Genomic DNA, 21,640 nt, shown 5'->3' on the forward strand with positions numbered 1-21,640 from the left:
CGGGAGATGAGTTGCGTGACCAGCCGGCGGATGGAGGCCTGGGTCCGCGCCGAAGACCCCAGCGTGGTGGGCGCGGTACGCCGGCGGGCCGTCCAGCTGGGCGAGCGGGCCGGGTTCGACGCGACGCTGGCCGGGCAGATGGCGGTGGCCGTCAGCGAGGCGGTGTCCAACCTCGTCAAGCACGCCGTCGAGGGCAGCGTCATGGTCCGCCTCCATCCCGAGGCTCCCGCCACGGTGGAGCTCATCGCCTTCGACAGAGGGCCGGGCATGGCCGACGTCGCCCGCGCCCTGCGCGACGGCTACTCCTCCTCCGGGACGCTCGGCATCGGCATGGGCGCCATCGCCCGCATCGCCACCGGCTACGACGTGCACTCCCTGCCCGGCAGGGGAACCGTGCTCGCCATGCACTTCACCGCCGGCCACCGGCCCGCCCCGCCGGCGGCGGCCAGCGGCCTGACCCGGCCCATCGGCGACGAGGAGGTGTGCGGCGACTCCTTCGCCATCTCCACGACGGGCGACGCCACCACCGTCATGGTCTGCGACGGGCTGGGCCACGGCCACATCGCGGCGCAGGCCTCCCAGCTGGCCGTCGAGCTGTTCCTGCAGGTGTGCGAGCGGGAGCCGCTGGCCATCGTGGACCACCTGCACCGCGGGATGGGCGTCACCAGGGGAGGTGCGGTCGCGGTCGCGCGCCTCGCCGGCGGCGCGGTGACCTACGCGGGGCTCGGCAACGTCTCCGGGTGGGTCGCGCACGCCCAGGGACGGCAGGGCATGGTGTCGGTGCCGGGCATCGCCGGCCACCGTGGGGGACGGCTGCGGCAACTCACGTACGAGCTGCCGGACCACGCCACCGTGATCATGCACTCGGACGGGCTGTCGGAACGCTGGGACCCGGCGCACGTACCCGGCCTGTTCGCCCGCACCCCGGCGGTGATCGCCGCGTGCCTGCTGCGCGAGGCCGGCACCAGGCGCGACGACGTGTGCGTGGTGGCGGCGAGGCCGGGCACGTGAAGGCGGCCGAGCTCATTCGCGTCCGGCTCGACGCCGGGAAGGACTTGTTCGTGCTGCGCCGCCTCGGCCGCGCGGCCGCCGAGCTGGCCGGGCTCGAGCCGCAGGACCAGGTCCGGGTGGCGACGGCGCTCAGCGAGGTCGGCAGGGAGGTCTACGGCCCCGGCGCGGCGGCGGTGATCGCGCTCGGCGACGACGAGCTGCTGATCACCCTGAGCCACGAGCAACGATCCGGCCTGGCCGGGGCCGAGGGTGTCAGGCTGGCGGGCCGGCTGGTCGACCGGGTCGAGCTCGACGACGGGCACGTCACGCTCGCCAAGCGGTTGCGGGCGCGGCCGTGGCACGGTCAGGTCGCCGGCATCCGCGACGGGCTGGCCCGGCTGGCGCCCGTCTCCGTCCTCGACGAGCTACGGGAGCAGAACAGGGAACTGGCCGCGACCCTGGACGACGTGCTGCGGCTCAACGCCGAGCTGCAGGAGACCAACACGGGAGTGCTGGCGATGTACAACCAGCTCTCGGCCGAGCTGGAGGAGACCAACAGGGGAGTGGTCGCCCTCTACGCGGAGCTGGATGAGAAGTCCAGCCAGCTCCGCGAGGCGACCGAGGCCAGGAACCGCTTCTGGGCCAACGTCAGCCACGAGCTGCGGACCCCGCTCAACTCGGTCATCGGCCTGGTGCGGCTGCTGGCAGGCCCGGGGGGCGATCCGCTGACCGAGGAACAGGCCCACCAGGTCGAGCTCATCGGCAGCTCGACCGAGACTCTGCTGGGGCTCGTCGGCGAGCTGCTCGACATGGCCAAGGCAGAGTCGGGCCGTCTCGAACCGCACCCCGCCAGGATCAGCCTGACGGAGGTGGCGGAGCACCTGCACCTGACGATGGGACCGACGAGCGAGCGGGGCGGCGTGGAGCTGCGCCACCACGTGGCTCCCGAGGCCGCCACGCTGCACGTGGACGAGGGCATGCTCGTCACGATCCTGCGCAACCTGCTGTCCAACGCGCTGAAGTTCACCGAGAGCGGCGAGGTGCGGCTGGAGGCCCGCGCGGACGACGACAGGGGCGAGGTCGTCATCACGGTGGCCGACACCGGCATCGGCATCGCGCCCGAGCACGTGAAGCGCGTGTTCGAGGACTTCTACCAGGTGCCGGGCTCCTTCCAGATCGGGGCGAAGGGCACCGGCCTGGGCCTGCCGTACGCGCGCAGGCTGGCCGAGGCGCTCGGCGGGACGCTGGAACTGTCCAGCACGCGGGGCGAGGGCACCACCGCCACGCTCAGGCTGCCGCACCACGGCGGCCCGCCCGAGCTGGAGCGGGTGCTCGTCGCGGACGACGACGAGGTGTTCCGCGCGGCCGCCCGCCGCATGTTGCACGGCTTCGCCGCCCACGTCGTCGAGGCCGCCGACGGCGCCGCCGCCCTCGAGGCGATGGCCGCCGAGCCGCCCGACGTGATCCTCATCGACCTGCTCATGCCGCGCGTCGACGGCCACACGCTGCTCCTCCGCATGGCCGAGGACGATCGGCTGAGCCGGATCCCCGTGGTCGTGGTGACCGTGCAGCCGCAGTACGCGCCCGAGGGACGAGCGGTCCTGTCCAAGCAAGGGCTGCGCAGAGATCAGCTGATCCAGGCCATCCGCCAGGCCAGAGGGGGCGAAGCGTGACGCGACAGGAAACCGTCCCCGTGGCGGACATCCAGCCGGGAACCGTCCTCGTGGTCGACGACACGCCCACCAAGCGCTACATCCTCGCGAGATGGCTGCGCAGGGCCGGGCACAGCGTGGTCGAAGCGGGCAGCGGAGAGGAGGCGCTGGGGAAGCTGGCCGGCGGGCAGATCGACCTGGTCGTCCTCGACGTACGGTTGCCCGACATGTCCGGGTTCGAGGTGTGCGAGCGGATCAAGGCTGATCCGGCCACCGCGTCGATCCCCGTCGTCCAGGTGTCGGCCAACGCCATCACCGTGGCCGACCGCACCGAAGGGCTGGAACGCGGCGCCGACGCGTACCTGATCGAGCCGATCGAGCCCGCCGAGTTCGCCGCCATCGTGCGGGCCATGCTGCGCTACTACCGGGCGCGGTGGCAGGCCGAGCTCATGGCCGGGCGGCTGGCCCGGCTGGCCGGCGTGACGTTGTCGATGAACGAGGCGGAGACGTTCGACCAGGTGCTCGCGGTGGCCGCCGAGGGCACGGCCGACCTGCTCGGCCGTTTCTGCGGCGTCCTGGCTCTGCTGCCGGAGGGCTGGACACGGCGCTACTGCGCCCGGCCGGGCGAGCGGGCCACCTCCCACACGGCCGGGGCCGACGTGCTCGACCGGCTCTCCCTGCTGGCGCCGGAGAAGGCCGCGCCGGCCCAGGTGTTCACGGTCGAAGCCGCCCGCTGGCACGCTCTCCTGCCCGGCGTCAACGCGGAGGGTCCCAGCACCGGCGTGCTCTGCCGGACGAGGAAGTCGAGGTCTCCCGTCTACCTCGGCGTGGCGACCGGCCCGCCGCTCGACGCCGACGAGGTCAACCTGCTGCGCCAGGTGGGCCAGCAGCTGGCGCTGGCCGTCGACGCGCTGCGCGCCTACACCGAGGAGCACGCGATCGCGCTCACCCTGCAGCGCAGCCTGCTGCCTGCCGGCATCCCCCGCGTGCCCGGTCTGCAGGTGGCCGTGCGCTACCAGCCGGCCGTCGACAACGTCGAGGTCGGCGGCGACTTCTACGAGGTGCTGCCGATCGACCACCGGGTGCTGGTGGCGATCGGCGACGTGGAGGGACACTCGCTGCACGCCGCGACCGTGATGGCGGAGATCCGCCACGCCATGCGCGCCACGCTCATCGCCCAGGTCGACCTGAGCGCCTCGCTCGACCTGCTCAACCGGATGATGCGGCGCTACCACCCCCGCGTGAGCGCCACCGTCTGCATGGTGCTCATCGACCCGGCCACGGGCGAGGTCGAGGTGGCCAACGCCGGTCACCTCCCGCCGCTGCTCGCCGGGCCCGGCTCCGCCTACCACGGCCTGGGCAACCTGCTGCTGGGCGTGATGCCGGAACGCTACGAGGTCGACCGGCTGAAACTGCCGCCCGGCGGCACGATGGTGCTGTTCACCGACGGGCTCGTGGAGGACCGCGACACCCCGCTCGACGACAGCCTGGAGGTGGCCAGGCGGCTGGCGGAGACCGTCGAGGACGACCTGGAACAGTTCGCCGAGCGCATGCTGGGGGCGTTCGGCGTGCGCGAGGACGACGTCGCGCTGGTCGTCCTGCGGCGTGAACCCTGAGCCGGCGGCGCGCGGTGCGCGGAGTCAGGACGGCCGCTCAGCGTAGTGGCAGGCGGCGTCGTGGAGCAGTGGGCCGCCGCCTCGTCCCAGGTGAGCATCGACCCGGCCAAGCTCGACCAGATCATGTCGGGCACCGTGCGCGACGACGACGACCTGCGCGACTGCTGGCGGGAGATCCTGCCGCTCTACGACCACGACGACGATCCGGCCAAGGTGGAGCAGCGGGTGGCGGCCACGCCGTACCACTATGTCCATGCTGGGGCAGGCCTCGCTCGTGTGCGAGGTGATCGTGCCGACCACGGCCGACATCCACCACTTCACCTCCCGCACGCTCGCCTCCATCCCCGGCATCCACTCCTGGACGGCCGGCGTGCAGGTACTGACGGTCAAAAGAGGCTAGACGTGCCAAGTGACGAAGATCATCTCCGTCACGCGTTCGCGCGGCGATCGCTTTCATCGCGAAGATGTGTTCAGGTGACGCCGCCATCACACGCAAGCCGGGATGATCGAAGACTCTACGCTTGCCAGGGTCGGCCTTGCCAGAGATGTAGACGCTGGCTTGCTCGTTCAACCACCACGGCGGCAGGTCGAGGTCCTTGGCGACCCCGCGTGCCTCTTCCAGAACGACTCCGTGCGGCACGAAGAGCGCGTCGACATCCCGGGTGACCCGCACCGCATCATAGGCCAGCGCCTATGGCGGCCCCGCCAACGACGAAGAGATCAGCTACGACACCACGCCGCACCAAACGTTCTCCCAGCGCGGTGAACGCTCGCTCGAGTTCGGCTCGGCCGAGTAGCCCGTCGTCGCTCACGCCGCCTCAAGATCGTTGATGGAGAGATAGACACCATGCTTGCGGAACGCCGACGGTGCCCAGACAAGTGCGTCGGTCCGCTGGCTGGCCAACTCCGCAGGGAACCAGGGCCGGCGAAGCACGCGAAGAGCCGCCCACGGCGGGGGGGGGGCGAGGTCGTGCTTGGCAGCGAGATGCTCGGCGAGGGCAGCCAGGAGCGCGTCCCACCGCTCATCACCGACGGGCTCCGGCTCGGCCTGAAGCAGCGGCGGCTGAAGCTCGGGCGGCTCCCAGCGATATTCCTCCAGAAACTCCCAGACGAGTTTCCACCGAACCTTGTCATCGAGGTTCGCGCTCAAGCGCGCGGCGAGGTCGGAAAGTGTCATCGGACGATAAGCCATTGATTCCCTTCCTGCTTGCGCTCGGTTCGATGCTATCGCCTTCACCTACGGACGCTCAGTCGGTGAACATGATCGCGCGGTCGAGGAGCAGCACCTGCGTTGGCAGTTACGCGTGGAGCTTGTCGCGGGCCTTGTCGAGAGCGTCTAGAGCGAGTTCCCAGGCGAACGGTGCGCCACCGCTTCGGGGCGGGGCAGGCTCCCAGACCCCGGGGCCGTACAGCATGGTGACCCCGGCGGCTCGTAGCGTGTCGACGTTGCGCTCGAAGGCCGGATGGGCGGCCTGGGCGCTGTTGACGGCGGGGGCGGCGATGATCGGCAGCCCCAAGCCGATCGCTTCGGTGATCAGCCCCAGAGCCAGGGTGTCACTGATGCCGGCCGCCCACTTGTTGATCGTGTTGAACGACGCCGGGCACACGAGAACGGCGTCGGGGCCGGGAAGCGCATCCGGCGCGTCGGGATCCTTATATTTGTGGCGTACGGGGTAGCCGGTCAATTCGGCGAGAGCTGCTCGGTCGATGAACCGTGTCGCTTGAGGCGTGGCGATCACACATGGTGTCCAGTCGCGTTCGACGACCAGCTCGACGAGCTCGCCGATGACGCGGGCGCGCGGTGTCGCGCAGACGACGATGTAAAGCACGGGGTGATCTGGTGGCTTCATGAGGCCGTTCACGTCCATTCCGCTGGGCGTCGGGTGCAACGTCATTACGCTGGGAGTGTTCATCTTGTGATCGGGAGGGGAGCCCTTGTGGATCACCATGAACCGGCGGATGAGTCCATCGGGACAAGGATCGCGCACGTTCGCAAGCTGCGTGGCTTGACCCAGAACGAGCTCGCCCAGCGGGTCCCCTGCTCCAAGAGTTTGATCGCGCAGGTCGAGCGCGGCCACAAACCGGCCACGCCAACGCTGGTGGCAGCGGTGGCAAGGGCGATCAACGTGGAGATCACCGAGCTGACCGGCCAGCCCTACCGGGGTCGCACAGAGCAGACCGACCGCATTCACGCCTCGGTGTCGGCACTGCGGCAAGCCCTCGTGTACGGCGACGTTCCACCAGATCTGGAAACCCCTCCGCGACGTCTTGAGGATCTCCAGACAGCGGTCGACCAAGTCACCGCCTTCCGGCAGGCGGCCCAGTACGCGGAATTGGGAACGGTCCTGTCTGGGCTGATCATGGAGCTGACGTACGCGGCTCATGAGCTAGAAGGAGACGGCCGGGCACGGGCCTTCGGCCTCCTGAGTCACGCGTACTCCGCCGCTGACTCCATGGCGTACAAGCTCGGCTACCTGGATCTCTTCCATGTGGCCGTACAACGGATGGCCTGGGCTGCCCAGCAGGCGGACGATCCGCTGCTCCAGCCGGTCTCGGAGATCCGGCGCAGCATGGCGTTCATGGCCACGGCCGCGTGGGACGGCGGACTCAGGCTCTTGTCCCGTACATCGCGCAGGCTTGAACGCGGTCCGGAAAACGGCAGAGCGCGGATCGCCAGCGTCTATGGGACGGTCCAGCTGCGAGCCGCGATTCTCGCCGCGCGAGACAACCAGCGTGCGGTCGCCTGGGACTACATGGGCGCGGCACATGAGGCGGCGCGACGCCTGCCTGGCGACACCAACCACTACGGGCTGTTCTTCGGCCCAAGCAACGTGGCCATCCATGATGTCGCGGTGGCCATAGAACTCGGCGACGCAGACGAGGCCATCCGGCGAGCCTCCACGATCTCGTTGACGTCCGCCGTTCCTGCCGAGCGAGCCAGCCATCACTACATCGACCTCTCCCGAGCGTTGCTGTGGGCAGGAAAGCGGGACGAGGCCCTTGAGTGCGTCTTGACCGCGGAGAAGATCGCACCGCAGCGGACCCGATACCACCCGATGGCGCGCGAGACCGTTGGACGTCTGCTCGACGTACAACGCCGCATTACCGAGAACCTGCGGGGCGTCGCCACTCGGATGGGCTTGGGCCGGTCACGCAGTATCACGAGGTCGTGAAACTTGTGAGCCTCATCGGCGTTCATGCTTCGATTCATGAACGCCATAGGTCACCACGTGGAACGACGAGGCATGGCCTCCTCATATGCCCTCTCGTCAGCCGAATGTCTTCGACGGTTTCTAAGGTCGCACGGGTGTGTGGCAGACGTCCACGACGGCTATGGGCTCGCGTTGGTGTCCGTCTGGGTGGGTCTGGTGATCTGGTGTGACGGCGAGCGGTTCTGGTGGCGTAGCGGCTGGGATGAACGACGTAACCGCGCTGTCTACGCCTGGCATCCCAGCACGGACCCTGATCGGGCCGCCAATCGCATCAGACGTCGCTACGAGCAGTTGCGGACCTCTCACGGACTCCCAGCGGTGGCCGGCGAGCTCGCCTCAGCAGCGGATGGGCCGACGTCGACGTGCACGAGTGAACGGTGAGCGGTGCCCAGCCGCCTACGGGAAGTCGTGTGAAGATCGTTGATCTGTTGCACAGCCATGCCCGTACCCGTGCTCACGCCGGCTGGCTGCTCGGTCGCTGCGGGAGGGTGGTCATGACCCTCAGGTACGGAGCTGTCGCGCTGGTCGAGCTGGACGGTGAGTCCCATGAACTGCCTGGCCGTATTCGGCGCTGGCCCGTTCACTGGAGCGATTTGCTCGTCGAGCCGACCGTGGCCGCTCCGGAGGAGCCCTCCACCCCGTACGGCACCGGTGTGCCCGTATGGCACCCAGAAAGGCAGCGACACGCAGCCCGGCTGTCCGATGCTCAGGCCCTGTGCGGCGAACCGATCCGTCTCCTGACCATTGGCGACTGGCTCATTCCCTTCGTACCGACGCTGAGTGACACCTGTACGGACTGCGTCAGCCGGGTCCAGTAAGCAGCGGCTCACACGGGGCCATGAGTTCGCCTCACAGGAAGCGCTACCGGCGCCGGCTCAGCGGGTGTAGCGGTGTTTGGCACCCGGCGGGAAATACTCCGGATCGCCCGACTCGCGCAGGCGGATGAACGGCGCCTGCCGCGCGGGGGGCACGTAGTGGGCGAACTCGCTGTTCAGCCGGAGCAGCTGCGTCAGGATCGACTCGCCCGCCGCCTGGGCGATCTCCTCCGCCGGCTTCTCGCCCGGCATCAGCTCCACCGTCACCGTGAGATGCCGGTCGCGGTCGGAGTCCTCGCTCACCTCCAGCACGAACTTGCCCGTCACCCTGCCGCTGATCTCGGGCTGCTCCAGGCCGATCGCGATGTTCTCGGGGAAGACGTTGGCGCCGTAGTAGGAGACGGTGAAGTGGCTGCGGCCGAACACGTACACGAACGGGCGCTCGGGGCCGCGCGCCGCCGGCTCGAAACCGTGCCGGCGCACGAAGGCCAGCATCTCGTCGTACGCGACCAGCCCGCCCTCGTCGGCGATGTGGTAGCGGATCAGCGGGACCCCGTTGTCGCCCGAGAACAGCAGGGTTCCCTGGTGCTCCTCGAAGAACCGCACCGCGGGGTCGTACTGGACGAGGGTCGGCAGCCGCGACTCGCGGAAGAGCTCCCTGGCGGCGTCGGGGCGGTCGGACAGGAACCGGCGGATCTCGACCGACAGCGGGGTCTCGTTGCCCAGCACGCCCGCGTCGGCGGTGCCGTACAGGGAGGCGATGCCGCGTACCGGGTCCTCCATCCCGGCCCGTCCGGCGACCAGCGTGCGCCACTCCTCGCTGAACACCTCGCCCGCCGTGACCAGCCTGATGTTCCAGCGGTGCCACGGAAGGTCCTCGGTGTCGATGACGTTCTTGAGGAACGGCGGGTAGCCGAGCAGCACGACCTGGTCGAAGTGCGGGGCGAGTTCCGGCAGGACGCGCAGGATCTCCCTCCGGTCGGTCCCGGGCGCGACCACGGTGATCGGGTAGCCGCGCGCGGCCAGGTGACGGCAGCAGTCGACCGTGAACAGGCCGCCCACCCAGGTGCCGAGGGCGAAGCAGACGACGGCCAGCGTGCGGCGTTCATGAGCGGCGAAGGAGTCTCTGAAGACCTCCTCGAAGCGGGCGGCGATCACCTGCTCGTCGGCCGCCGACCGCGGCCAGAACGACGGCTCGCCGGTGGAGCCGGACGAAACCGCCACGATGTCCCCGATCACGCCGTCCCTGCACAGGTCGGGGAGGGGATGGCGACGCGTGTAGGTCTCCTTGGTCGTCATCGGCAGCCGCACGAAGTCCTGAAATGTGCGGATTTTCTCGGGATCGATGGAGTTCTCCGCCAGAAAGGCGCGATAGGCGGGAACGCTCGCCGCCACCTGCTGGAAGAGCGCAACCGGGTCCATCAGCCGACTCTACGGCGAACCCGCCCTCAGTAAAACGCCCACGCTCGACGTCTTCCGGGGGTCATCGCAACACAGTGATCAGTGGCCGGCTGTGAGCGTTCCCAGCAGACGACCCGGCAAGACGCGAGTAGTGCGTTCTGGTGTGCGTGACCTCCGGAACGCGCTATGCGTCAAGGGCTGGATGGGGGGCTCCATGGAGGAAGATCCGCACGGACTCGGCGTCTGCTGGAGTGAGTGACGGATCTGTCAGCCGGGCGATGTACGGTTCGAGCAGCCCCGTGAGACTCTTGCCGATCGCGTCGAGTTCCTCGGGAGTGAGGGGCACGCTGATTCCCGAGACGAAGGCCGCGTTCTGCCAGGCTTGAGGGGTGGAGTGACGGGTCTGGGTCCATGTGGTCATGCGGGCGGCCTCCCGTTCGATGAGCACCCGTTCCAGCTCCGCGGCCGCCGGGCCACCTTCCACCGCGGACCACTTCTGTTCGTGGTCGGTCAGCCGCCACAGCCGCTCGCGCTTGTCTTCTGAGGGCTGGGCCTCGGTGACGTAACCGTACTTGGCCAGTTGACGTAGGTGGAAGGAGCACGACGCCTGGGAGGTGGCCAGGTGCTTGGCGCAGGTCGTGGCCGTCGCGGAGCCGATCCGTCCGAGCAGGTCGAGGAGTTCCAGGCGCAGCGGGTGCGCGAGAGCGCGCATGGCTCTTGGATCGCTTGTCCGCATCCGTCAACGATAGCTTCGGCGGTAACGCAAAGTGTCAAAGCATCCTTTGACACTTTGCGGGGCACGGCTTACGATCATGCACATGACGCATCGGCGGTTCTGTCGCGGGAATGACGAGTAGCCGGGCCGCTGTGGTCCGGACAGGGTCACATCGCATCAGCGTTACTACCTTCGGTAGCGGAGAACCTGCCGTGGTCGTTGAGCCGGCATTCGGTGGAAATGCCGCATCGTGGCGAGACGTGGCCGAGACCCTGGCCGATGAGACCGCAGTGGTGACTTACGACCGAGCCGCCTACGGCTCCAGCAGCCGAGCACTCGACAACAGGACACCAGGCGATATCGCTCGCGATCTTCATGAGGTTCTGGACGCAGCGGACATCCCGCGCCCTGTCGTACTCGTCGGTCACTCGGCCGGCGGTGTGCATGCCAGGGCCTTCACTGGGCTCTATGACACGGAAGTGGCGGGCATGGTGCTGGTCGACTCCAGCACCGAAGGCCAGGCGCAGATCCTTCGCGACTGCCTTCCCTGGCGGGACAGGTTCTTCGAAGCGGTGACCCTGCCTTTCCTTATGACGGTTTCCCGGGGCATCCGCAGCGGCGCCGATCGGCGGTCGATGATGCGCGAGCACCGAGCCTTGAAGCGGCTGACGGTGGCCGACCAGCCTCTGCCCCCTGGGGCGCTGGGCGACAGGCCTCTCGTAGTCCTGACCCGCGGCCCAGGTCGTGGCGGCACGGTTTCCGAGGACTGGCGTTGCTGGCACGACCTCAACGCCGACCTGGCCCTCCTGTCGGCCAACAGCCGCCATGTGATCGCCCATCGGGCCGGTCACTACATTCACCACGACGATCCCGGGATCGTCGTCGCCGCGATCCAGGACGTCGTGCACAGCGTGCGAACCGGAAATCGGCTCGACCCCGTCGCATCCGCGTACGGACCGACCCGCCAGGAACCGGATGAACACGCTGGCTGACCAGGCGCGGGCGACGAGCGGCATAGGAAGATGTCCGGTTGGGGTCGTTGCGGCAACCGCTGGATCGGTCCGTTCGGCCGCGTGGGATCCCTGAGTGGTGGAGCAACCTCGCCGCCGCCGACGAAGACGTAGTCATCGGTCAGGTAGCAGGAGTAGGAGCCCTTAGAGATACCGGATCGGGTGCCCTAACCCGAGCAGGCCCCTTCGTGGTAGCGGAGGGGCCCTCTTTATGCGGTGAGAGCCGGCTGGAGACCTAAATCTGGATCCGGTAGTCCAGCACCGCGCTGTCTCCTGGGACCACTATCGGGTGTGCGACCTCGACGACACGGCCCTGAGCGAGCAGCCTCCTGGTGATCGCGAACACAGGAACTCCAGTGGAAATCTTCAGCGTCTCCGCCTCCGCCGGCGTCGGCATCCGAGTCCTCACGGATTCGGTGATGTCGTCGACAACGATCCCGATGGAACGTAGCTGGTTGAACGTGCCGCCAGGCCAGGGCTCGTTATTCGGATCTGCGACTGGAGTACCCTCGACATCCGACGCGAGGAGGTACGGCCTCGACATCTGGGTTGGCACACCACGCGAATAGAAGACGAATCTCCGGTCGAGCAGCCTTGTACCCGGATCAACGCCGAACAGCTCGGCCAACTCGGCATCGGCCGCAGCCCACTCATAGGAGACGTCCAGCCGGTACTCCGACCAGGTGATCCCCTGATCCGACGTGTACGAGGACTTCGGGACGTCCTGAGGGCCGATATCGGCCAGGTAGCGCTCCGAGGAAATCCGCCGGATGGGACGTCGCTGCTTGACGATCGTCCCGCCCCGAGTCCTGGACTCGACCAGACCCTCGGACTTGAGCTGCTCCATGGCCTTACGGACGGTCATGAGGGAAACCGCGTACGTATCGGCCAGCTCGTCATTGGACGGAAGCCGCGTACCGGCCTTTATCGCCCCAGAGTGGATCTTCTCCCGGATCTCATCAGCTATCCGGAGGTAAGCAGGCCGCCCCTGCACACGTTCTCCTTCTCGTACTCCTCGGAGGGTTGACAGCAACCCTACGTCGGGCCATTTTCATATACGGAATTCGGATTCGGCATACGCAAATCAAGCGGAGGTCAGTATGTCAGACCTATCCGATCTTGCCAGCAAGCACCCCCAATGGTCGCTCTGGCGAAGCGGGACGCATCGATAGCTCACACCTGATCACCAGAAGGAGATCCCCATGCTGGAGGACTTCGAGAGATCCCGAGTAGATGCGTTCTTCAGGCGGGTCGTCGAGCGCTCGGAAACGGCGGGCAACGTCTCGACCCTAGTCATCACCCACCTACTACCGGAAAGGCCAGCGTTCATCCGTGCCGTGGCGAGGGCAGCACGGGTCCTGGCCGTCCTCCCCAAGCCGAAATCCATCCACGGGCATGCTCTACGGGAAGTCGCAGAGACGTTCCACGTGGACAAGCTCGACCGGTCCCGATTTTCGGATCCGGCCCGAGCTCTGGAGTACCTGGAGCATCGAGCTCCTTCCCAGCGCATCGTGCTCCTGGATGTCGGTGGTTACTTTGCCGGCAGTCTGGACTACCTCTGCTCCAGGTACTCCGGACAGCTCGTCGGCGTTGTGGAGGACACCGAGAACGGCCACCAGCGCTACCAGGCGTTAGGCAAGCTGACGTGCCCTGTCTACTCGGTGGCCCGATCTCCGCTGAAGGAGCCGGAAGACTTCCTCGTCGGCCAGTCGGTGACGTTCTCGACCGAGGCTCTGATCCGCACCAGAGGAGACATCCTCCAAGGCCGACAAGCCGCCGTAATCGGCTACGGGAAGCTCGGCCGGTCGATCGCCTCCATGCTCCACGCCAAGCACGTCGAAGTCACCGTCTACGACTCCAGCTCGGTCCGTAGGGCCCAAGCACTGTCGCAGGGACACCGGACTACCGAGACGCTCGCTGAGGCTCTCTGCGGAGCTGGAGTCGTCATCTGCGCTACAGGCAACCTCTCCCTCCGAGCCGAAGATTTCGGCCGGATCGGCAACGGTGCCTACGTAGCCTCCGTCACGAGCTCAGATGACGAGCTGGAGCTTGACGCCCTCCCGGGCCTCTACAGCCGCGAGGAGGTAGGCGGCAGCATCACCAAGTACAGCCGCACTGGACATTACTTTTACGTACTGGCCGACGGGAACGCCGTCAACTTCACCCACGGAGCCTCTGTCGGGCCGTTCATATTCCTCGTACAGGCCGAAATTCTGGCCGCACTGACGCAGCTAGCAGCACATGAGCACGAACCAGGTATACACGAAGTACCGGACGAAACTCGCCAGGCTATTGCCTCGACCTGGTTGGACTACTTCAATGGAGCGTCATGAGCATTTCTCAAGCCGAAATTCGGGCAACCATCCGTAGGTATCTCGACATCTACCCGGAAGAATCAGGCAATCTCCAGGTACTAATCCGGTCGGTCGAAAATCGGCCGAATTTGTGGTCCAGGAAGACGTACCCGATGCACATCACGTGCAGCGCCGCCGTCGTGGACGACCTCGGTCAGGTCCTCGTGATTCACAACCTCGCGCTCGGCCGGTGGCTCCTGCCCGGAGGGCACATCGAGCCCAGCGACTTCAACCTCGTCGCGGCCTGCCTCCGGGAGCTTCGGGAGGAGTCGAGCATCAACAGCCAGCTCGCTGTATCTCCATCAGGTCTGGACACCACGCCCATCGACATCGACATCCACGAGATTCCGGCCAACCCGAAGAAGAGCGAGCCCGAGCACATGCACGCGGACTTCAGGTACGTTTTCAGGACGCTATACCAGAGGGTCGAAGTCCAGGACGAAGAAATCGGCGCGTACGCATGGCGTAGGCCCAGAGACCTTCACACACTTCGTCTCGTGCAGAAAATCACGGAGCTGGCTGACCAGCCGTTCGCCGTTTGAATGCAAACAAGCCCCGCTCGACCGTCATGGCGACAGTCAAGCGGGTGCTTTAGTTGTTCTCGGAGTCGGGAAAGGGTCAGGACAGGCCAAGGGCGTACTGCCGGCACAGATAGCCCCAGATCGAGTTTTGCGGGCGACCCTTGGCCTTCTTGAAGGCGTTCACGGTTGTTGGCCGAATTGGCGTCGACCTTGAACAAGTACAGGTCCTTCAGAGTGTGGCCGCGAGGAACAGACGGGACCGGATCGTCTGGCGACGGGCAGCACGGCAGGACGTCCGGTGGGGTCGTTGCGGCAACCGCTGGATCAGTCCGTACGGTCGTATGAGCCTCATGAACCGGGGCGGACGAGACCCGTCTCGTAGGCGAAGACGATCGCCTGGGCCCGGTCGCGCAGGCCGAGCTTCATCAGTACCCGCCCCACATGCGTCTTGACCGTCTGCTCGGCCACGAACAGCTTGTCGGCGATCTCCTGGTTGGACAGTGCCTGAGCGACCAGGGCGAGCACCTCCGTCTCCCGCTCGGTCAGCTCGTCGAGCCGCCGCCCGCCCGGCACCGGTCGTGGACCGCCGAGCCGGGCGAACTCGTGGATGAGCCGCTTCGTGATCGACGGGGCGATGAGCGCCTCCCCACCCGCCACCACCCGCACCGCCTCCGCGAGCTGCGCGGCCGAGGCGTCCTTGAGCAGGAACCCGCTGGCTCCCGCCCGCAACGCTTCGTAGACGTAGTCGTCGAGGTCGAACGTCGTCAGGATGAGCACCTTCGTCGACTCCTGGCGGGCGAGGATCTCCCTGGTGGCCTCGAGACCGTTCATGACCGGCATGCGGACGTCCATGAGCACCACGTCGGGATCGAGCTCGCACGCCCGAGCCACGGCCTCCCGCCCGTCGGCCGCCTCGCCGACGACCTCGATGTCCGGCTGGCCGCTCAGGAACACGGTGAACCCCGTGCGCACCATCCCCTGGTCGTCGGCGATCAGAACCCGGATCAAGCGTTCTCCCTCTTCACGATCGGCAGCACTGCGCGTACCTCGAAGCCTCCACCGCAGACCGGCCCGGCGTCGAGTGAGCCCTCGAGCAACGCCGCCCGTTCCCGCATCCCCACCAGCCCTTGCCCCGCCCCACGTGCCGGATCCTGTCCCGCCTCACGTGCCGTGTCCGTGCCTGACCCGTGAGCGGTCTCCCTGCCCGCCTGACGTGCCCCGCTGCGGGAAGCCTCGTGCGGGACGTCGGCAGAAACATCGGCAGAAACATCGGCAGGGCCATCGGCAGGGGCGCCGGAGCCGCCGGAGCCGCCGGAGCCGCTGCCCGGACCGTTGGCTACGGACAACCGCAACTCGTTCCCCTCGCGGGCGATGTCCACCGCGACGGGCGCTCCCGGCGCGTGCCGCATCACGTTGCTCAGTGACTCCTGCACGATCCGGTAGGCCGACAGCTCAACGGCGGGTGGCAGCCCGTCGAGCGAGCCCGACCGTTTGACGAGCACGGCCAGCCCGGCGGCGCGGGCGTTGGCGAACAGCTCGTCGACCCGGTCGAGCCCCGGCTGGGGTGCGGTGTCGGTGCGGCCGTCCTGGTCGCGCAGCACGCCGAGGACCTGGCGCAGCTCCGCGATCGCCTCCAGCGACAACCCGCGGATCTCGGCCAGGCCCGCCTCCAACTGCACCGGGTCGCCGGCCGCCTTGAGCGGCACCGCCTCCGCCTGGATCGCGATCACCGACATGTGGTGCGCGACCACGTCGTGCAGCTCACGGGCGATGCGGGTGCGCTCGGCCAGCACGGCCTTGGCGCTCTCGGCCACCTGGGAGCGTCGCTCCTCGACCACGAGCTTGGCCGTGGTCGAGCGCCTGACTCGTACGTTGTGGCCGAACAGCACCGCGACGGCCGTGACGACCGATACGAGCGGCATCGAGTTGGGGTCGGCGATCCAGGCGGTGAGGACCGTGAGGATCCAGACGACCCAGGTGATCTGCCGGTCGCAGCGCACGGCCACGGAGTAGAGGACCAGCAGGTAGGCCACGGTCACGGGAGGCGCGTAGGGCAGGGCTCCGGGCGGCCCGGCCGTCTTGGCCACCCAGAGGACGAGGGGCATCGACACGAAGGCGACCCGCCACGCGGCCAGCGGCCAACGGTCGCGCAGCGCCACGGGCAACGCGACCGCCAGAGCGGTGAGGTAGGTGAACTGCTCGCCGACCGGCAACCGAGTCTGGAGGTTCCAGTCGTTCACCATGGACTGGGTCACTCCGAACAGGGCGAAGGCCAGCACCAGCTCGGCCAGCTGGAGGAGGTTGACCGTCCTCAGCGGCACGAGCACCGCCAGCCAGCTCGGCACGTTGAAGGCCAGGCGGCGGGGGGACGGTGGCGGGTCGGCGTCGCCCCGCCACAGGGCCCACGCGAACGGCCGCACCAGTCTCAGCGCCACACCGCCCGCTCGCCCGTCGCCCCACCCCGGCGAGCCACTCCCGGCGTGCTCGTCGCCGGGCGCGCCGCCGGGACCCGCCGCGGGCGCGGCGCCAAAGGCTCCGTCGGCTCCCGTCGAAAGCCCCGTCGGAAGCCCTGGCGCGGAAATCGTCGGGGGCTTCGTGGTGGACTCCGCCGGGGGCTCTGTCGTGGGCTCGCTCCGGGGCTCGCTCGCGGGTGCTGTCGGGGACTCCGTCACGGGCTTCGCGCCGGTCGTGCGGTCGGCTGCCTCGCCGGAGGCCGCACGGGAACGGCCGGGGCGCCGGCGGGCGAGGTCGCGGGCGCGCTGGACGGAGATCACCTGGTCAACCTTACGGTCGGGCCCGCGTCGGCCGCGTCACACCAGGGGTTGATTCCGCTGTCGCCCTCAGGTATTCGATTACATGCTTACGATCGCCGTGAGCGAACATCGGCAAGCAAGGGAACAATCCGAGGCTCTGATGAATTGAGTCGGATGTACTCAACCCTTTGGAGTTCGCATGAGTGAGAGCTTGATCCTTCCGGTCCTGCCGCTCGACGACGAGGTCGTCCTGCCGGGCATGGTGGTTCCGCTGGACCTGTCCGACTCCGACGTGCGCGCTGCCATAGACGCGGCCCGTGCATCTGGTGGCAACAAGCCGCGGGTCCTCCTCGTTCCCCGCATCGACGGCCGTTACGGCGCCATCGGCGTGCGCGCGGTGGTCGAGCAGGTCGGGAGGTTGCCGGGCGGCGAACCCGCAGCCGTGGTGCGCGGCGTCGACCGCGTCCGCGTGGGCACCGGCACGACCGGCCCGGGCGCCGCGCTGTGGGTCGAGGCCGACACGATCGACACCGTCGCCGCCGGCGAGCGCGCCCAGGAGCTGGCCAGGGAGTACAAAGCGCTGGCCACGACGATCCTGCAGAAGCGCGGCGCCTGGCAGGTGGTCGACCAGGTCAACCAGATCGACGACCCCTCGGTGCTGGCCGACAGCTCCGGCTACACCCCCTGGCTGAGCAGGGCGCAGAAGGTCGAGCTGCTCGAGGCCGCCGACCCCGCCGACCGGCTGGCCAAGCTGGTCGAGTGGTCGCGCGAGCACCTCGCCGAGCTCGACGTCGCCGAGACGATCCGCAAGGACGTCCAGGAGGGCATGGAGAAGCAGCAGCGCGAGTTCCTGCTGCGCCAGCAGCTCGACGCGGTGCGGAAGGAGCTGAAGGAGCTCAACGGCGACTCCGAGACCGAGGAGGACGACTACCGCGCCCGCGTCGAGGCGGCAGACCTGCCGGAGAAGGTGCGCGAGGCCGCGGTCAAGGAGGTCGACAAGCTGGAGCGGACGCCCGACCAGTCCCCGGAGACCGGCTGGATCCGCACGTGGCTCGACACGATCCTCGACATCCCGTGGAACGACCGCACCGAGGACAACTACGACATCGCAGGCGCACGGGCCGTGCTCGACGCCGACCACACGGGCCTGTCCGACGTGAAGGACCGCATCATCGAGCACCTGGCCGTGCGCAAGCGCCGCCAGGACAAGGGTCTCGGCGTGGTGGGCGGCCGCCGCAGCGGCGCCGTGCTCGCGCTGGCCGGTCCTCCCGGAGTCGGCAAGACCTCGCTGGGCGAGTCCGTGGCCCGGGCGATGGGTCGCAAGTTCGTACGCGTCGCGCTCGGCGGCGTGCGTGACGAGGCGGAGATCCGCGGCCACCGGCGCACCTACGTCGGCGCACTGCCCGGCCGCATCGTCCGCGCCGTCCGCGAGGCCGGCTCGATGAACCCCGTCGTCCTGCTCGACGAGATCGACAAGGTCGGCGCCGACTACCGCGGCGACCCCACGGCCGCCCTGCTCGAAGTGCTCGACCCGGCCCAGAACCACACGTTCCGCGACCACTACCTCGAAGTCGAGCTCGACCTGTCCGACGTGCTGTTCCTGGCCACGGCCAACGTCCTGGAGGCCATCCCCGGGCCGCTGCTCGACCGGATGGAGGTCGTCACGCTCGACGGCTACACCGAGGACGAGAAGGTCGCGATCGCCCGCGACCACCTGCTGCCCAGGCAGCTGGAGCTGGCCGGGCTGACCGCCGAGGAGGTCGCGGTCGAGGAGGCGGCGCTGCGCAGGCTGGCCGCCGAATACACCCGCGAGGCCGGCGTACGCTCCCTGGAGCGGTCGGTCGCGAGAATCCTGCGCAAGGTGACCGCCAAGGACGAGCTGCCCGTCACGGTCGGCGAGGACGACCTGGTCGGCTACATCGGGCGGCCGAGGTTCGTGCCGGAGTCGTCACTGCCCGAGTCGCGCCAGCGCACCTCGGTGCCGGGCGTGGCCACCGGCCTGGCGGTCACCGGCGCCGGCGGCGACGTGCTCTACGTGGAGGCGTCGATGGCCGATCCGGAGACCGGCGAGACCGGCCTCACGCTGACCGGCCAGCTGGGCGACGTGATGAAGGAGTCGGCCAGGATTGCGCTGTCCTACCTGCGCTCGCACGGCGCGGAGCTGGAGCTGCCGGTCACCGCGCTGAAGGACCGCTCGGTCCACGTGCACTTCCCCGCGGGCGCCGTACCCAAGGACGGCCCCTCGGCCGGTGTAACGCTGACGACCGCGCTGGCCTCGCTCCTGTCGGGGCGGCTCGTCCGCGGTGACGTGGCCATGACCGGCGAGATCTCGCTGACCGGGCGGGTGCTGCCCATCGGCGGCGTCAAGCAGAAGCTGCTGGCCGCGCACCGCGCGGGCATCACCACCGTCCTCATCCCGGCCCGCAACGAGCCGGACCTGGACGACGTGCCCGAGGAGGTGCGCGCCGAGCTGACCATCCACGCGGTCAGCGACGTGCGCGAGGTCCTGGACCTCGCGCTCACCCCGGCTCAGGTCGCCTCCTCGGTGGCGGCCTGACCCGCCCCGCCGCCCGCCGTATCCAGACGTTTCTGCGTACGGCGGGCGTCGGCATGCCCGGATCCGCCCGGCGGTGAAGTGACGTGGATCACGCGACGGCGGGGAATGGGGGAATCTCGCTGCGTCGTTATCAACGGCGTGAACGAGGCATGCGCGAACGACCAGGGCGCCCGCCGGGGCGTCTCGTGTTGTCGCATGCGCATGGGGCGAATGCCGGCCCGTTAGAGCACCCCGTCCGCCCGTTCCCCTCGAAGGTCGTCATGATCACACCAGGTTTCGTGCTGCGCAGGCTGAGCCACCTGCCCTTCTACCCAGGCATGCGCTGAACGCCGGCCGCCTGCTGTTCGATCCTGTACGTTTCCGCGGCCCCGACGACGGCCGCCCTCAGTGGTGGGGATGATCCGTGATCCAGGTTTCAGGCCTGCGCAAACACTATGGCGAGACCGTCGCCCTGGACGGTGTCGACCTGCACGTGCGCGAAGGCGAGATCCACGGCGTGCTCGGTCAGAGCGGCGCCGGCAAGAGCACGCTGCTGCGCTGCGTCAACCTGCTCGAACGCCCCACCGCAGGCACCGTCACGGTCGCCGGCCAGGAGCTGACCGCGCTCGGCGACGGCGAGCTGAACCGGGCCAGGCAGCGCATCGGCATGATCCATCAGCACTTCGCGTTGCTCGCCTCGCGTACGGTCGCCGGCAACGTCGCCTTCCCGCTGGAGGTCATGGGCGTGCCGAGGGCCGAGCGCCGGCGCAGGGTCGCCGAGCTGCTGGCCCTCGTGGGGCTGGACGGGCGCGGCAAGGACCGCCCCCACCAGCTCTCCGGGGGACAGAAGCAGCGGGTCGGCATCGCGAGGGCGCTGGCGGGCAACCCGTCGGTGCTGCTGTCGGACGAGGCCACCTCCGCCCTCGACCCGGCCACCACCCAGTCGATCCTCGCCCTGCTCAAGCGGCTCAACACCGAACTGGGCCTGACGATCCTGCTCATCACCCACGAGATGGACGTCGTCAAGACCGTCTGCGACTCCGTCGCCATCATGTCGGAGGGCCGCATCGAGGAGTCGGGGGCCGTCGCCGACCTCATCAGGACGCCCGGTTCCCGCCTGACCAGGGAGATCTTCCCGCTGCCCGAGCCCGCCCAGCCCGGCGTGGTGACGCTGACGTTCACCGGCGACCCGGGCCGGCCGGTCGTGTCGGAGGTCGTGCGGAAGTTCGACGTGGACGTCAGCATCCTGGGCGGCTCGATCGAGGAACTGGCGAGCGGATCGGCCGGGCGGCTGCGCGTCGCGCTCGACGGGGCCGAGACCGGCGCGGCGCTGGCGTACCTGCGTGACTGCGGGCTGATCGTCGAAGTCGCGGAGGAGACCCGGGAAGGCAGGGCCGCATGACCTGGGAGGAGATGCTGCCCCTGCTGTGGCCGGCGACGGTGGAGACGGCGCAGATGGTCGGCTGGTCGACGGTGTTCACCGTGCTGTTCGGGCTGCCGCTCGGCGTGGCGCTCGTGGTGTTCGACCGCGGTGGGCTCCGGCCGATGCCGGCGCTGAAGCAGGCGCTCGGGTTCGTGGTCAACATCGGGCGCTCGCTGCCGTTCATCGTGCTGATGATCGCGATCATCCCGTTCACCCGGCTCGTCGTCGGCACCACGATCGGGACCGCCGCCGTGGTGGTGCCCCTCACGGTCGGCGCGGTGCCGTTCTTCGCGCGGCTGGTCGAGACGGCCCTCAGGGAGGTCGGTACGGACGTCGTCCAGGCCGCCCAGGCCATGGGCGCCGGCCGCGCGGCGATCGTGCGCAAGGTGCTGCTGCCCGAGGCGCTGCCCGGACTCGTGGCGGGCCTGACCGTGACCGTGGTCGCGCTCATCGGCTATTCCGCCATGGCCGGCACGATCGGCGGCGGCGGGCTGGGCGACCTGGCCATCCGGTACGGCTACCAGCGGTTCGAGACGCTGGTGATGATCGTCACCGTCGTGGTGCTCATCGTCATCGTGCAACTCCTGCAGAGCCTGGGCGACTGGGTCGCCAGGCGCCTATCGCACAAGTAAGGGAAGAATC

Annotated in this window: 19 protein-coding genes; 12 read left to right on the forward strand and 7 right to left on the reverse strand. The window is 68.6% G+C overall.

What is annotated here, in order from left to right; translation table 11 throughout:
- Positions 1 to 15: 15 nt before the first annotated feature.
- The 4 genes from ABGA98_RS15075 (at position 16) to ABGA98_RS15090 (ending at position 4,658) form a co-directional block, all read left to right on the forward strand.
- A complete protein-coding gene (locus ABGA98_RS15075; RefSeq protein WP_347618896.1) occupies positions 16 to 1,011 on the forward strand; it encodes an ATP-binding protein in 996 nt (331 codons plus the stop codon).
- Positions 981 to 2,663 (forward strand): ATP-binding protein, encoded by a 1,683-nt coding sequence (locus ABGA98_RS15080; RefSeq protein ID WP_347618897.1) that lies wholly within the window; start codon positions 981 to 983, stop codon positions 2,661 to 2,663. The genes ABGA98_RS15075 and ABGA98_RS15080 overlap by 31 nt, the downstream gene beginning before the upstream one ends.
- Positions 2,660 to 4,258: a fused response regulator/phosphatase gene (locus tag ABGA98_RS15085; RefSeq protein ID WP_347618898.1), complete on the forward strand. Its 1,599-nt coding sequence runs from the start codon at positions 2,660 to 2,662 to the stop codon at positions 4,256 to 4,258. Before ABGA98_RS15080 ends, ABGA98_RS15085 begins: the two co-directional genes overlap by 4 nt.
- A gap of 253 nt (positions 4,259 to 4,511) precedes the next feature.
- Positions 4,512 to 4,658, forward strand: coding sequence for a hypothetical protein (locus tag ABGA98_RS15090; RefSeq protein WP_347618899.1), 147 nt, complete (start codon positions 4,512 to 4,514; stop codon positions 4,656 to 4,658).
- A 408-nt stretch (positions 4,659 to 5,066) separates the two neighbouring features.
- Here the strand turns inward: ABGA98_RS15090 and ABGA98_RS15095 are convergent, their stop codons facing one another.
- Positions 5,067 to 5,435 carry a hypothetical protein gene (locus tag ABGA98_RS15095; RefSeq protein ID WP_347618900.1) on the reverse strand — a complete coding sequence of 123 codons (369 nt, stop codon included), beginning with the start codon at positions 5,433 to 5,435 and terminating at the stop codon, positions 5,067 to 5,069.
- A gap of 121 nt (positions 5,436 to 5,556) precedes the next feature.
- Entirely contained in the window at positions 5,557 to 6,336 is a 780-nt protein-coding gene (locus ABGA98_RS15100) for a flavoprotein (RefSeq protein ID WP_347618901.1), read from the reverse strand.
- On the opposite strand from ABGA98_RS15100, the gene ABGA98_RS15105 reads away from it, so the two are divergent.
- A complete protein-coding gene (locus ABGA98_RS15105; RefSeq protein WP_347618902.1) occupies positions 6,265 to 7,431 on the forward strand; it encodes a helix-turn-helix transcriptional regulator in 1,167 nt (388 codons plus the stop codon). The two genes, ABGA98_RS15100 and ABGA98_RS15105, sit on opposite strands and share 72 nt — an antisense overlap.
- A gap of 449 nt (positions 7,432 to 7,880) precedes the next feature.
- A complete protein-coding gene (locus ABGA98_RS15110) occupies positions 7,881 to 8,288 on the forward strand; it encodes a hypothetical protein (protein WP_347618903.1) in 408 nt (135 codons plus the stop codon).
- A 57-nt stretch (positions 8,289 to 8,345) separates the two neighbouring features.
- Here the strand turns inward: ABGA98_RS15110 and ABGA98_RS15115 are convergent, their stop codons facing one another.
- Positions 8,346 to 9,707, reverse strand: coding sequence for a phenylacetate--CoA ligase family protein (locus tag ABGA98_RS15115; RefSeq protein WP_347618904.1), 1,362 nt, complete (start codon positions 9,705 to 9,707; stop codon positions 8,346 to 8,348).
- Between the two features lie 163 nt (positions 9,708 to 9,870).
- Positions 9,871 to 10,398, reverse strand: a complete 528-nt coding sequence (locus tag ABGA98_RS15120) for a winged helix-turn-helix domain-containing protein (protein WP_347618905.1) — start codon at positions 10,396 to 10,398, stop codon at positions 9,871 to 9,873.
- A 134-nt stretch (positions 10,399 to 10,532) separates the two neighbouring features.
- On the opposite strand from ABGA98_RS15120, the gene ABGA98_RS15125 reads away from it, so the two are divergent.
- On the forward strand, positions 10,533 to 11,393 hold the full coding sequence (locus ABGA98_RS15125; RefSeq protein WP_347618906.1) for an alpha/beta fold hydrolase: 861 nt from the start codon (positions 10,533 to 10,535) through the stop codon (positions 11,391 to 11,393).
- A 253-nt stretch (positions 11,394 to 11,646) separates the two neighbouring features.
- Here ABGA98_RS15125 and ABGA98_RS15130 read toward each other — a convergent pair whose 3' ends face one another.
- Positions 11,647 to 12,405, reverse strand: coding sequence for a GntR family transcriptional regulator (locus tag ABGA98_RS15130; protein ID WP_347618907.1), 759 nt, complete (start codon positions 12,403 to 12,405; stop codon positions 11,647 to 11,649).
- 208 nt (positions 12,406 to 12,613) lie between these two features.
- Between ABGA98_RS15130 and ABGA98_RS15135 the strand changes: the two genes are divergently transcribed.
- Positions 12,614 to 13,744: an adenosylhomocysteinase gene (locus ABGA98_RS15135; RefSeq protein WP_347618908.1), complete on the forward strand. Its 1,131-nt coding sequence runs from the start codon at positions 12,614 to 12,616 to the stop codon at positions 13,742 to 13,744.
- Positions 13,741 to 14,307 carry an NUDIX domain-containing protein gene (locus tag ABGA98_RS15140; RefSeq protein WP_347618909.1) on the forward strand — a complete coding sequence of 189 codons (567 nt, stop codon included), beginning with the start codon at positions 13,741 to 13,743 and terminating at the stop codon, positions 14,305 to 14,307. The genes ABGA98_RS15135 and ABGA98_RS15140 overlap by 4 nt, the downstream gene beginning before the upstream one ends.
- Before the next feature lie 327 nt (positions 14,308 to 14,634).
- Here ABGA98_RS15140 and ABGA98_RS15145 read toward each other — a convergent pair whose 3' ends face one another.
- Together ABGA98_RS15145 and ABGA98_RS15150 are read right to left on the reverse strand one after the other, a co-directional pair.
- Positions 14,635 to 15,294, reverse strand: a complete 660-nt coding sequence (locus ABGA98_RS15145; protein ID WP_347618910.1) for a response regulator transcription factor — start codon at positions 15,292 to 15,294, stop codon at positions 14,635 to 14,637.
- Positions 15,291 to 17,060, reverse strand: a complete 1,770-nt coding sequence (locus tag ABGA98_RS15150; protein WP_347618911.1) for a histidine kinase — start codon at positions 17,058 to 17,060, stop codon at positions 15,291 to 15,293. The genes ABGA98_RS15145 and ABGA98_RS15150 overlap by 4 nt, the downstream gene beginning before the upstream one ends.
- A 178-nt stretch (positions 17,061 to 17,238) precedes the next feature.
- On the opposite strand from ABGA98_RS15150, the gene lon reads away from it, so the two are divergent.
- The 3 genes from lon to ABGA98_RS15165 all read left to right on the forward strand — a co-directional run bounded on the left by lon (position 17,239) and on the right by ABGA98_RS15165 (position 21,630).
- Positions 17,239 to 19,596 carry an endopeptidase La gene (lon, locus tag ABGA98_RS15155; protein WP_347618912.1) on the forward strand — a complete coding sequence of 786 codons (2,358 nt, stop codon included), beginning with the start codon at positions 17,239 to 17,241 and terminating at the stop codon, positions 19,594 to 19,596.
- A gap of 403 nt (positions 19,597 to 19,999) precedes the next feature.
- The gene (locus ABGA98_RS15160; RefSeq protein WP_347618913.1) at positions 20,000 to 20,977 is read left to right on the forward strand and encodes an ATP-binding cassette domain-containing protein; all 978 of its coding nucleotides are present in this window, start codon (positions 20,000 to 20,002) and stop codon (positions 20,975 to 20,977) included.
- Positions 20,974 to 21,630, forward strand: coding sequence for a methionine ABC transporter permease (locus ABGA98_RS15165; protein WP_347618914.1), 657 nt, complete (start codon positions 20,974 to 20,976; stop codon positions 21,628 to 21,630). Before ABGA98_RS15160 ends, ABGA98_RS15165 begins: the two co-directional genes overlap by 4 nt.
- The last annotated feature ends 10 nt before the right edge of the window (positions 21,631 to 21,640 follow it).

Origin of the sequence: Nonomuraea sp. B1E8, assembly GCF_039871515.1 — a bacterium.
Lineage (GTDB): Bacteria > Actinomycetota > Actinomycetes > Streptosporangiales > Streptosporangiaceae > Nonomuraea.